The organism is Kouleothrix sp. (assembly GCF_046328425.1).
Lineage (GTDB): Bacteria > Chloroflexota > Chloroflexia > Chloroflexales > Roseiflexaceae > Kouleothrix.
The window spans coordinates 197,206-209,133 of the sequence record NZ_JAXLWP010000011.1; the positions used below are offsets into that span (position 1 = coordinate 197,206).

The window sequence follows — 11,928 nt, forward strand, 5'->3', positions numbered from 1 at the left end:
CAGTTTTCCGCGCTGCGTGCGGAAAAACCGCGCACAGAGCGCAGATCCGTGATCAGCGAGGGCGCTACGGCTGGCGCAGCACGAATACCGCCCAGCCAAGGTAGCGGCGGGTGTAGGCCATATACTCGCGCCGGTAGCGTTCGTGAAGCTCGCGCACATGCGCCGCGTCGGGGCTGCCGGGGTTGGCGCGCAGCCAGTCGGAGACAGCGAGCCACTGGCGCGCGGTGTAGCGATCCCAGCCGTGGTGATTCGCCGCCACCATTTCCACCAGCTCGAGCCCGGCCGACTCAATACGCTCGAGCGTGCTGGCGAGCGAGGCGAACAGCGCAGCGTTGCCGCCCGCAATCGCGGCGACCGCCTCGTCGGGCGGCGGGTCGATCCAGTAGGGCTCGCCAACCAGCAGCAGAGCGTCGCGGCCGCGCAGGCCGGGGCGCGCCATGTTCAGCGTGCCAACCAGCCCGCCGCCGATCCAGGTCGCGCCAATGCAGCTCACGATATCGAAGGCGCCGGGCGCGATCGGGTATACGCTGGCATTGCCCTCGACAAACGACACCTGCTCGCTCACCTGAAGCTCGGCTGCGCGCCGCCGCGCCGCCGCGAGAAAAACCGGGCTTATGTCAACGCCAACGCCGGTGATACCGGCCAATGCCGACCAGCAACAGAGCATCTCGCCCTTGCCGCAGCACAGATCGAGCTGGCGTTGCCCGGCGCGAATGCCGCAAATCTCGCCAAGCAGCAGCAGCTGATCCTCGGTGAATGGGTTCAGAATGCGGTGGTTCTGCTCGGCGATCTCGTGAAAGCGTAATGACATGGGCTTCTCGATCTCAATGCGGCGCGCTCAGCCGGTGCAGCACCACCGCGCCGCGGCGGGGCACACGCACATGCTCGACACGGCCAGCGCGGATGGGGTAGCTCTCGCCGCTCAGCAGATCGGCCATCTCGCCGCCGTCGGGCAGCGGCGTGCCCGCCAGCGGCAGATCGAGCGTGCGGGTTACATCGCGGTTGTTCAGCGCGATCACAAACTGCTCGCTGGCGTCCCAGCGAGCGTAGGCGTATACGTTCACCGTCGAGCGCGCCAGCAGCGAGCGATACTCGCCGGTGCGCAGCGCCGGGTGCTCGTGGCGCAGCTGGATGCAGCGCCGCGTCCACTCGTAGAGCTCGGCGTCCCACTCGGCCTTGTCCCAGGGGAAGCAGCCGCGGCACAGCGGGTCGGGGCCGCCTTCCATGCCCACTTCATCGCCGTAGTACACGCACGGCGCGCCGGGGAAGGTCATCTGGAACAGCACTGCCAGGTACGATCGCGAGCGGTCACCGCTGGCCTCGGTGCGAAAGCGCACGGTATCGTGGCTGCCGAGCAGGTTCAGCTGCACCTCGGTGGCGGGGCGCGGGTATAGCCCGAGCAAATGGTCGATCCCGGCGCCAAACGCGTCGGCGCGAAAGCTGTCGCGCGCGAAAAAGTCGCGGCACAGGTCGCGGAACAAATAGTTCATCACCGCATCGAACTGCGTGCCGTCGAGCCATGGCGTAGCGTCGTTCCAGATCTCGCCGACGATATACGCCTCGGGGTTGGCGGCCTTCACCACCCCGCGAAACTCGCGCCAGAAATCGTGGTCGGCGATCTCATTCGGCACGTCGAGCCGCCAGCCATCGGCGCCCTGCTCGATCCAGTAGCGCGCGACCCCAAGCAGGTAGCGCCGCACTGGCGGGTGCGCCACGTTGAACTTCGGCAGCGAGCGGAAATCCCACCACGTCGCATAGTTCGCGGGCTTGTCGCCGTCGTAGGGGTGGATCGGAAATTGGTCGATGTAGAACCAGTTGCGGTACGGCGAGTGGCCACCATTTTCAAGCAGGTCGTTGAAGGCGAAGAAGCCGCGCCCGCAGTGGTTAAACACACCGTCGAGCACCACGCGAATGCCGCGCGCGTGCGCCTCGGCGATCAGCCGGTGGAACGTCGCGAGGTCGCCGAAGTGCGGGTCGATCCGCATATAGTCGAAGGTGTTGTACTTGTGGTTTGAAGAGGCCTGGAAGATCGGGTTCAAGTACAGCGCGGTGATGCCCAGGTCGGCCAGGTAGCCCAGGTGGTCGATGATGCCTTGCAGATCGCCGCCCGTGAAATTGTCGAAGCTCGGCAGGCTGCCCCACGGCTGGGCATTTTCAGGATCGTTCGACGCATCGCCGTTTGCGAAGCGATCGGGAAAGATCTGGTAGAACACGGCGTGGCGCACCCACTCCGGGGTTGTGAATGGCGCAGGCAGATCGGGCATGGCAGCGTGAAATCGGCTACAAATCGTATCACAGGGCAGGTGCTGCTGGCGCGGCTGGCCCCGCGCTCGATGCGGCCGCGCGGGCCACACCTGCAACGGGCCGATTATACCATAGCCACGGGGCTTGCCGGCGCGCGCGGTTGTGTGTACAATGCGCGCGGTTTCGCGCAGCGAGGGGCCGACTGTGTGGATTGTGCTGGGCCTGGGCAACCCAGGCGAAGAGTATACCAAAACCCGCCACAACCTCGGGTTTCAGTGTGTGAATGTGCTAGCGCGCCGCCACGGGCTCGATTTCAGCGAGAAGATCGCCAAATCGCGCGTGGCGCTCGGCACGATCGCCGGGCAGCGCGTGGCGCTGGCCAAGCCGTTCACCTATATGAACCTGGCCGGCCAGGCGGCGGTGGGCCTGTGCCAGTGGTTCAAGGTGGCGGCCGACCAGCAGCTGCTGGTGATCTACGACGACCTCGACCTGCCGTTCGGGGCGCTGCGGCTGCGCGAGCGCGGCAGCGCCGGCACGCACAATGGCATGAAGTCGCTGGTGGGCCAGCTGGGCAGCCAGGCATTCCCGCGCATTCGCGTGGGCATTGGCCAGGGGCCGCCGGGCCGCGACGCGGCGGGCTACGTGCTGGGCCGCTTCACGCGCGACGAAGAGGCGGCCTTGCCCGAGGTTCACGCGCGCGTCGCCGACGCCGTGGAGATGGTCCTGCGCGACGGTTTCACCACTGCCATGAACGCCTACAACGCTCCGCCCAAGAAGGCCAAGCCGCCGACCCCACCCGAGTGAGCGTTGGAGCGGAGAGCGGGAAGCGTTTGAGCGCAGAGCGTTGGAGCGGGGAGCGATGAGGCGCGCACGATGCGCGCCCTACGGGCACGAAGGCCGTGCCAGTCGGGCGTTGCGACGAGGCATGCGCCACCCATACGACAATGAGGCGCGCACGATGCGCGCCCTACGGGAAAGCCTCTATGCCAGCGGCAATGACAGACGCACATGCCCTGTGATGCGGAGTGGCGTGTCGGTTTGCCACGAGAGGGAGAAGGCGCGCACGATGCGCGCCCTACGGGAAGGCCGTGCCAGCGGCAACGCCAGATGCTTATGCCTCGCGGCGCAGAGCGGCGCTCATGCACTCGGGACTTTTTCAAGCGTATCGTAGCGCTCGGCCACGCGCATGCCGGCGCGCTCGTACAGGCGTGTGGCCCCGCTCAGGTTCTGCGCGTCGACGCCGAGGCCAGCCATACGAATGCCACGCGCGTAGAACGCGCCAAACGCCTGCCGCAGCAGCGCCATACCAACGCCGCGACCGCGCCATGGCCGCCGCACGCCCAGGTTGCGCACCCAGCCCAGCTCGTCGGTACGCGCGAAACCCAGCACCACGCCGGCAAGCTCCTCGCGATCGAATGCCAGAAACCACAGCGCCGGGTCGAAATCGGCGCGGCCGATCTGCGCCTGCCGCCACTCGTCGAAAGGCGTTGGCTGGAAGCCCCAATGATCCTGAAATGCCTCCTGTATTGCCGCGTGGGTCACGCGCTCGTCGCGGCCGGGCACAAACGCGCGCACGGCCATGCCGGCCGGCCAAGCAGGCGCGGCGGGCGGCTGCTCGAACAGGATCTCCATACGCCAGAAGTGGCGCACCGGCCGGTAGCCTTCGGCCGCGAACAGCGCCTGCGCGGCCTGGTTTGTCGCCTCGATATTGGCGTGCAGCGCCGGCGGCGCAGCGCCGGCTAGCGCGCGGGCGCGGGCCTCGGCCAGGCGCAGCAGCCGCGTGCCAATGCCGCGGCCCTTGTGCGCCGGGTGCACATAGCCGTCGATCTCGGCGTACGCCGCGCCTGGCGTGTAAAACAGCGTCTCGTAGCCCAGCACGCTGCCGCGCGCATCGAGCGCCAGCCATGCGTCGGCCGCCAGGTCGAAGTTCGGCCCCTCCCAGTCGGCCAGCACCAGCGCGGGCGTCATATCGGGCGCGCCGCCCTCGGCCAGCGACGCGGCGTTGATCAGATCGACAACGGCGCTCAGGTCGGCGCGCTGGGGCGCGCACACGGCGATATCGCCCAGAGGCGCAGAATACTCGCTCATGGCAGGCGCTCGCCGCCGGGCGTGGCCACCAGGCCGCGCTGGATTGCCACCATCGCGGCCTGAGTGCGGTTAGCCACGCCGAGCTTCTGGAAGATCTCGCTGAGGCGATTGCCGACGGTTTTTTCGGAAAGGTGCAGGCGCGCCGCGATCGTGCGGTTGTCGTGGCCCTCGGCCAGCAGAGTGACGATCTCGCGCTCGCGCGGCGTCAGCGCCTCGCCGGCGTCGGGCGGGCCGCTCAGGCGGCGGATCTCCTGAAACACGCGCGCGGTGATCGACGGGTCGAGCGCGGACTCGCCGCGGTACACGCGCCCAAGCACGTCGAGCAGCTCCTCGGCGTCGGCGTCTTTCAGCAGGTAGGCGCGCACGCCGGCCTTGATCGCCTCGATCACGTGCTGGTCGTGCCGGTACATCGTCAGCATCACCAGCTTGATCTCGGGGTGCGACAGGGCGAGCTGGCGCGCCACCGCGACGCCATCCAGATCGGGCATCTGGATATCGAGCAGCACAATATCGGGGCGTAGCGCTTCGGCCTGCGACAGCGCCTCGTGGCCAGTGCTGGCCTCGCCCACCACCACGAAATCGGTCTTGCGCTCGATCAGCTCGCGCAGACCCTGGCGAAACATGCGGTGGTCGTCGGCGATCAGCAGGCGTGGTTTGCTCATATAGCTATTCCTTGGTAGGCGGCGCGGGGCGCCAGGGCATCCAGACACGCAGCTCGGCGCCGGCGCCAGGCCGTGAGAGCACCGTCAGCTGGCCGTGCAGCGCGGCCAGCCGCTCGCGCATCTGGCGCAGCCCCACACGGTCGGCCGGGCCATCGGCGGCCTGGCCTGGCTCAAAGCCGCGCCCGTTATCGCAAACGCGGATGCGCAGGCCGCCGTCGATCTGGTCGATCAGCACCTCGGCCTGGCTGGCGCGCGCGTGCTTGGCGATGTTATTCAGGCCCTCCTGCACGATCCTGAAGCAGGTGGCCTCGAGCTCGGGCGGCAGCGCCGTAGGCAGGCCGCTCAGGTCGGCGCGCGCCTGCCAGCCCTGCTGCCCGGCGAACTCCATGATGTAGCGGTTCAGCCCGCCGGCGAAGCCCAGGTCGTCGAACTGCACCGGCCGCAGCGCGAAGATCGCCCGCCGCAGCTCGGCAATCTGCTCGCGCAGCGACTGCTTGAGCTGCTTCAGCTCGGCGCGCAGCCGCTCGGGGTCGCTCGCGATCCAATCGAGCCACAGGTCGGCGCGCATGCGCTGGAAGGCCAGCGCCTGGGCCAGGCCGTCGTGGATATCGCGGGCGATGCGGGCGCGCTCCTCGGCGATCGCGCGCTCGAGCTGGTAGATCGCGCGCTCCTCGCGCGATCGGCGGCGCGCGCTGACGATCGCCTCGGCCAGCTCGCTGCCGATCGTCGCGAGCAGGGCGAGTTCGTCGGCGGGCAGCGGCGTGGCCTGCTCGCAGTACAGCTCGACGCGCCCGACCAGCACGGCGCCGTCGTGCAGCGGCAGCGCCAGGCAGGCGCCAGGCCGATCGGGCGCCACCAGCAGCAGCGGCTCGCGGCCGGCGTCGGCGCGCTCGGGCTGGAAGCTCGCCCGCAGCCGGCCGAGGTCGTCGGCGCTGGCGCCGTCGGCGCGCGCAACGATCGGCCCGAGCGGGTCGTGCAGTAGCAGCGCGGCGGCCTGCGCCACAACCAGCCGGCGCGGAAAGAGCAGCGCCGCGTCGAGGATCTGGTCGAGCGACGTCGACTCGGCGATCTGGCGGTTGGCGGCGCTCAGCAGCTCGAGCTGGCTGTTGGCGCGCTGCAGGCGCCGGTTCAGGATGTGCTGCTCGGCCAGCGAGCGCTCGAGATCGGCCTGGTAGCGCTGCTCCCGGCGGCCAACCCACGTCAGGCTCACCCACACCGCCAGGCCGCCGAGCACGCCCCATGTTATCACATCGAGCAGCAGACGCGCCAGGCTGCGCGGCTCGCCCAGCAGCAGCGGCTCGATCAGCTGCCCAAGCGCGAACGCCAGGGTGATCGCGGCGCCCAGCGGCCAGCGTAGCCGCAGCAGCAGCCGCCAGCGCGACTCTTGTGGGTTGATGGTTGGCGAGCCGGCCTGATCCACGCACTAACCTTTCTCGCAATCTATCGAGGGCGTACGCCGTGAGGGTTTTGCCCTTCGGCAGATTTGTGTGCAGTTTTCCGGGCTGCGCGCGGAAAACTGCACGCCGATACAGATCGCTTTACGAAACGCCAGGTATTGTACAAGACATCCGCGCGCGGCGAAAGGCGAAGGAGCGGGTTCGCTCCTTCGCCTTGCGTGTGCTCAGGCCCAGCGCCTTGCCGGCGCCGCGCGCTCGATCATGCGGCTAGGCCCGCAGCTCAAGCGTCTGGCGCAGCCCGCCGCTGGCCAGGGCGCGCAGGCGCGCCACGCGCTCGGCCGTGGGCGGGTGGGTGCTGAACAGCTTCAGCACGCCGCCGCCGCTGAGCGGGTTGACGATGTACAGCGACGCGGTGGCCGGGCTGGCCGGCATTGGCACGCGCCCTGCAGCCCACTCAAGCTTCTCGAGCGCGCTGGCGAGCGGCAGCGGGTCGCCCAGGATGCGCGCGCCGCCGGCGTCGGCCTCGAACTCGCGCGCCCGCGAGATCCCCAGCTGGATGAGCGTGGCCGCGATCGGCGCGACGATCAGCAGCAGCAGGCCGCCCAGCACGCCGCCGCCGCCTTCATCCTCGTCGTCGCCGCCGAACCCGCCGAAGATCAGCGCCCACTGGCCGATGTTCGCGATCATCGCGATTGCGCCGGCGAACGTCGCCACCACCGCCGAGATCAGCGTGTCGCGGTGCTTGATGTGCGCCAGCTCGTGCGCCACCACACCGGCCAGCTCGTCGCGGGTGAGGATGCGTGTAATGCCGCTGGTAACAGCCACAACGCCCTGGCTAGGGCTGCGGCCGGTGGCGAAAGCGTTTGGCGTCTCGCTGTCGATGATATACACCTTCGGCATTGGCAAACCGGCGCGCTGCGCCAGCCGCGCCACCATCTCGTGCAGCCACGCGGCCTCGCCGGGGTCGGCCGGGCGCGCGCCAGACATCTTCAGCACCAGGGTGTCGGAGAACCAGTAGGCGCCCAGGTTCATGGCCGCGGCCAGCACGCCGGCCAGCAGCATGCCGCCGGTACCGCCGACAGCCCGGCCGATCAGCATGAACAGCACGGTCAGCGCGGTCAGCAGCGCAGTGAGCTTCAGTATATTTTTACCCATGTGTGGTTCCCTTCTTTGTGTGCAAAAGCAATTGCGCGGGGCGGCTACGCATCCCCGAACCCCGCCGCGTAAGCCCTCTCGCTTACAACACCATCGTATCGCAGCGCATCGCAGCGCCATAGAGCATGAATCCCAGCTATTGGCGGGGAATTCTTCCCGGCGCATCGGGGAAGCTTGCTCTTGGCCCAGGCGCCGCGCCCGGCTATACTGGCTGCAGTGGGGAGGAGAAGCGGGGAGTGGCGGCCCGCGGCGTGGCCGCCACTCAGCATTCTGGAAGCGTGGAGGCAGCGATGCACAGCAAGCAGGAGATCCTAGAGATGATCGAGCAAGGCATCGAGAACGGCCGGATCGCGCCGTACCTGGCAGCCTATATTGCCGCCGAGCTGCTCGGCATCGCAGCGCACGCCACCGGCTACGACGACCGGATTCGCATCGTCGAGCCAGCGAGCTGATGACGATGGTCGCAACACCAGGGCCACTGGCCCAATCGAAGATCGCGCTGAGCGCGGTATGGAAGCACACCTGGCCGGTGCTGCGGCCTGCGCTGGGGTGGACGTGCATTGCGCTGGGGCTGCTCGGCGTAGTGCTGCCGGTGATCCCAGGGCTGCCGCTGTTGTTCCCAGGCATCGCGCTGGTGGGCCGGCGCACCTGGCTGATCCGCTGGGCGTCGGTGCAGATCAAGCGCGCGCTGCGCCGCTGGGCGCCGCTGCGGCTGCCGCTGATCGGGCCGGTGGGGCTGTGGGCGCTGCGCGCGCAGCAGCAGATCTCGCGCCAGCGCCGGCGGCTGGCCTGGCGGTATATGCAGCATCGCAGCAGCAAAGGCCAAAACGGGGCAAGCTGATCGGTTCGGCGTGCCACGTCGCGGTTGTGTCACGGCCGCTGCGCGCTGGCCGCAGCACCTTTCAAGCACACGATTACGTGGTGCCGCGACCAGCCAAAAAGAGTGATTTTGGCGGGAGGACGCCGCGCAACTCGTGTCAAGTAGCAATGCCAGCGGACGATCGCCACAACAGCTCAAAGACAGGAGTTACGCGGTGCGCGTTTTTACCTTCGGCAGAGCGGTACTTTTTCATGGATGGTGCTGAGATGTTGGCGCAAAGCGCCAACATCTCAGCACAAAAGCAAGCGCAGTACCATGCTGCCGCAGGCAGAACCAGCCGATAGCGCAGTCGACCGCGTACGTCCTGTCAAAGAGTCGAAGGCAATCAGAGGCTGCACATTCCTCGCTTTTTCGCTTCTTCATGGCTATTTGAAAAGAATTGGCCCTAGCCACCCGCGCCCTTCTCGGCCACCTCGACGCTCCATGCGTGCACGCCCTGGGTGGTGAATGAGAACGGGCGCATGCGCACCCCCGCGCCCTCGAGCGCGCGCTCAAGCTCGAGCCGCCGGTCGAACGGGCAGGCGAACACCATAAAGCCGCCGCCGCCCGCGCCGGTGATCTTGCCGCCCCAGGCGCCGTGGCGGCGCGCCGTGGCGTAGATCTCGTCGACGATCGGCGGGGCAATGTAGGGCGAGAAGGCCTTCTTCACCTCCCAGGCGTCGTGCAGCAGCCGCCCGAACTCGGCGATCTTCATTGCGCGCAGCAGCTTCACCGACTCGTCGACGAAGGCTTTGGTCTCGTCGTGGTAGCGCAGCGTGTCGCCGCCTTTGAGCCGGCGCACCTGATCCTCCATCAGGTGATGGCGCAGCAGCGTGCGGTCGCCGATATAGCCAATCATCAGGCAGCTCTCAAGCTCGAGCAGCATGGCCGGGTCGCTCAGCACCGGCTCGACAATCACCCGCTTGCCGCCGAAGTGGTATACACACATCCCGCCAAACGCCGCCGCGTACTGATCCTGGCGCCCGCCGGGGATGCCCAGGTCGACGCGCTCGATCCGGTAGGCCAGCTCGGCGACCTCGTGCGGGTCGGCGGCGATGTTGTAGGCGGTGCAGATCAGCTTGAGCATGCTCACCACCAGCGCCGACGACGAGCCCAGGCCGCTGCCGGGCGGCACGTCGGAGAACATCGTCACCTCAACGCCCTGCGCGGCTGGCATGGCGTCGAGCACGGCCTGGGGCAGGCCCAGGCGCCCCTCCCAGTGGCCGGTTACATTCCGGCTGACTTCTTCAAGGTCGAGCGAGCGAATGGTGATGCCGCCGTCGGCGCTGGGCCGCAGCTGGCAGCGCACGTATTTATCGATCGTGCAGTTCAGTACTTTGCCGCCAAACTCCTCGGCGTAGGGGCTCACGTCGGTGCCGCCGCCAAAAAAGCCGATCCGCATTGGCGCCTTGGCCTTGTAGATCCGCATAGTATCCTCGTTTTGCAATACCACGCCGGGCCGTCCCGCTCGCCACGCGCCCACGGGCCGCCCAAGGCGGCAAGTATAGCATACAGGCCGCGCGCAGCCGCAGGTTTTGCCCTACAATACAGCGCATGAGCGAGACGATTACAATTGGCGCCGTGGCCACCCCGGCAGGCAGCTACGGCGCGGTGTTCACGCAGCGCGGGCTGGCGCAGCTCAGCTTCCCCACCGACGACACGAGCGCCTGCGAGCGCTGGGCCGCGCGCTGGGCGCCAGGCGCACTGCGCGCCGCCGACGACGCGCGCCTGGCCGAGCTGGCCGCACAGCTTGGCGCGTATTTCGCCGGGCGGCTGCGCGCCTTCGACCTCGCGCTCGACCTGCGTGGCACGCCGTTTCAGCTGCGGGTATGGCACGAGCTGCTGACGATCGGGTACGGCGAGGTGCGCAGCTACGCCGCCGTGGCGGCCGCGATTGGCGCGCCGCAGGCGTTTCGGGCGGTCGGCGCGGCGAATGGCGCCAACCCGGTGCCGATCATCGTGCCGTGCCACCGGCTGGTCGGCAGCGGCGGCGCGCTGATCAAGTACGGCGGCGGGCTCGCCGTGAAGCGCCGGCTGCTCGATCTCGAGCGCGGCCAGTAGGCGCGGCGCTGCTGCCTACACCCGCGCGACAGAACTCCTCTAGCACCGGGGCAACAACAGCGGGAACAATATCGTGACCCTGACCGTTCAACGTGCGATATCGCGCATTCGGTAAGGTATCTGCGACTGATTGCGCCGCCTGACGCAGCATCCCATGACTTTCCTGCCCGTCTATCTCCAGTGTGGGTATTCGCACGGCAGCGAACAGTTCCTCCGGCAATGACCTGAGGATCGTCGATGATTCGCAACTGCTAGCAGCGGAGCGTTGGAGCAGGGGAGCGCAGAGCGGAGAGCGCAGAACAATCAGTTATCTGATGCGCTCGCGGAAACGCCACCTGAGCAATATCTCCGCCTTTGCTGTAGCTGCACTCTGGCGGAAAGGCTTCTGTTCAGAACGAATCGCGCTGCTCTTCCAAACAAGTTGGCCGCTCTTCCAAGCGCGAACACGAGCCGTAAGCATAGGAGAACATGCGCCCGGGGCACGCCTTCTGCCTCAGCGCGCGGTGGCGTCACGCTGGTACTGCTCATCGCTGACATGCTCATCCACTCGATAGCCTTTCGATCGAGCGCTTCCTGAATGGCGATATGCGTTATCGCGGTGGTCGGCGCAGCGCCGTGCCAGTGCTTCTCGCCCCGCGCGAACGAGACCACGTCGCCCGTCCGGATCTCCTCGATCGGCCCGCCCGCGCGCTGCACGCGCCCGCAGCCCGACGTCACAATCAGCGTTTGGCCAAGCGGGTGAGTACGCCAAGCGGTGCGGGCGCCCGGCTCAAATTGGCGCCGATACTAGGGGAGCAATCTCGTCGTCCACAGACATTCGTACCAATCTCCTGCGGATGCCCGTTTGGGGTCAGCTGCAAGGTTGAGTTATGGTAATGCGCACAAGCGTGTATCACGCAATAAGTGCGTTAGGCTATTGACAATCGGTTGATCTTGGCGTAATATTACTTACCATCCTATCCACAGGCTGTCCAAAGCTTGTCTTTCTAGCCACATTGCCCTTTCCAGTAGATAGAAGTAATTGTTGATATTCTAGACTGCTGCTCACTGGCATGCTGTAAAGATAATCGCAATGGAGGCTTCTAATGAGCGACCAGTTTTGGGGCTTCGTTCGAGACGTAACCATGATCGCCGGTGAGCTGCTATTCTTCCTCTTGCTAGAGACCGAGGATACCAAACGCCATTCAAAGGTCAAAACTGTTTCAAAAGTCTTTACTTTTGGTGATGCACAGGGCGAGTGCGCCTTCGAATATGATTCGGATACGAGAGCGATTACGTTAGTCAATTCATCACAAGATGTGCTGTGTACCTGTACTTTCGCAAGAGTTACACCGAATGGGGTCACCACCGATTATATTGAGGTGCCTGCCAATCAAAATCGCGAAGTAACAAGTTATTTTCAGAATTATCTTGATGGAGGGACCTGCGGGCTCAATGCTGTTACTAGCCCAGCTGGCTCTGG

12 protein-coding genes and 1 pseudogene are annotated in these 11,928 nt (G+C 66.7%); 5 read left to right on the forward strand and 8 right to left on the reverse strand.

Annotated elements, in window-relative coordinates; all coding sequences use genetic code 11:
* Nucleotides 1-64 precede the first annotated feature (64 nt).
* Complete coding sequence (locus U0177_RS12395) at nt 65-811, reverse strand: SAM-dependent methyltransferase (protein ID WP_409570947.1); 747 nt, start codon at nt 809-811, stop codon at nt 65-67.
* Between the two features lie 13 nt (nt 812-824).
* On the reverse strand, nt 825-2,264 hold the full coding sequence (locus U0177_RS12400; protein WP_409570948.1) for an alpha-amylase family glycosyl hydrolase: 1,440 nt from the start codon (nt 2,262-2,264) through the stop codon (nt 825-827).
* Nucleotides 2,265-2,448: 184 nt separating this feature from the next.
* On the opposite strand from U0177_RS12400, the gene pth reads away from it, so the two are divergent.
* On the forward strand, nt 2,449-3,048 hold the full coding sequence (gene pth / locus U0177_RS12405; RefSeq protein WP_409570959.1) for an aminoacyl-tRNA hydrolase: 600 nt from the start codon (nt 2,449-2,451) through the stop codon (nt 3,046-3,048).
* Nucleotides 3,049-3,381: 333 nt separating this feature from the next.
* Here the strand turns inward: pth and U0177_RS12410 are convergent, their stop codons facing one another.
* The 4 genes from U0177_RS12410 to U0177_RS12425 all read right to left on the reverse strand — a co-directional run bounded on the left by U0177_RS12410 (nt 3,382) and on the right by U0177_RS12425 (nt 7,546).
* Entirely contained in the window at nt 3,382-4,332 is a 951-nt protein-coding gene (locus U0177_RS12410; protein WP_409570949.1) for a GNAT family N-acetyltransferase, read from the reverse strand.
* Nucleotides 4,329-4,994: a response regulator gene (locus U0177_RS12415; protein ID WP_409570950.1), complete on the reverse strand. Its 666-nt coding sequence runs from the start codon at nt 4,992-4,994 to the stop codon at nt 4,329-4,331. The genes U0177_RS12410 and U0177_RS12415 overlap by 4 nt, the downstream gene beginning before the upstream one ends.
* Before the next feature lie 4 nt (nt 4,995-4,998).
* The gene (locus tag U0177_RS12420) at nt 4,999-6,414 is read right to left on the reverse strand and encodes a histidine kinase (RefSeq protein ID WP_409570951.1); all 1,416 of its coding nucleotides are present in this window, start codon (nt 6,412-6,414) and stop codon (nt 4,999-5,001) included.
* Nucleotides 6,415-6,658: 244 nt separating this feature from the next.
* Nucleotides 6,659-7,546, reverse strand: a complete 888-nt coding sequence (locus U0177_RS12425; protein WP_409570952.1) for a zinc metalloprotease HtpX — start codon at nt 7,544-7,546, stop codon at nt 6,659-6,661.
* Between the two features lie 290 nt (nt 7,547-7,836).
* Between U0177_RS12425 and U0177_RS12430 the strand changes: the two genes are divergently transcribed.
* Both U0177_RS12430 and U0177_RS12435 read left to right on the forward strand, forming a co-directional pair.
* Nucleotides 7,837-7,998: a hypothetical protein gene (locus U0177_RS12430; RefSeq protein ID WP_409570953.1), complete on the forward strand. Its 162-nt coding sequence runs from the start codon at nt 7,837-7,839 to the stop codon at nt 7,996-7,998.
* A gap of 5 nt (nt 7,999-8,003) precedes the next feature.
* Nucleotides 8,004-8,387, forward strand: coding sequence for a hypothetical protein (locus tag U0177_RS12435; RefSeq protein WP_409570954.1), 384 nt, complete (start codon nt 8,004-8,006; stop codon nt 8,385-8,387).
* A gap of 424 nt (nt 8,388-8,811) precedes the next feature.
* On the opposite strand, the gene U0177_RS12440 is transcribed toward U0177_RS12435, so the two are convergent.
* Nucleotides 8,812-9,834: a GHMP kinase gene (locus tag U0177_RS12440; protein WP_409570955.1), complete on the reverse strand. Its 1,023-nt coding sequence runs from the start codon at nt 9,832-9,834 to the stop codon at nt 8,812-8,814.
* A 125-nt stretch (nt 9,835-9,959) separates the two neighbouring features.
* Between U0177_RS12440 and U0177_RS12445 the strand changes: the two genes are divergently transcribed.
* Complete coding sequence (locus U0177_RS12445; protein ID WP_409570956.1) at nt 9,960-10,466, forward strand: methylated-DNA--[protein]-cysteine S-methyltransferase; 507 nt, start codon at nt 9,960-9,962, stop codon at nt 10,464-10,466.
* A gap of 493 nt (nt 10,467-10,959) precedes the next feature.
* Here U0177_RS12445 and U0177_RS12450 read toward each other — a convergent pair.
* Nucleotides 10,960-11,240: pseudogene (locus U0177_RS12450) on the reverse strand (cupin domain-containing protein); the annotation flags it as partial.
* A 311-nt stretch (nt 11,241-11,551) separates the two neighbouring features.
* Between U0177_RS12450 and U0177_RS12455 the strand changes: the two are divergent.
* Nucleotides 11,552-11,928: hypothetical protein (locus tag U0177_RS12455; protein WP_409570957.1), on the forward strand; the 377-nt coding region annotated here is incomplete at its 3' end.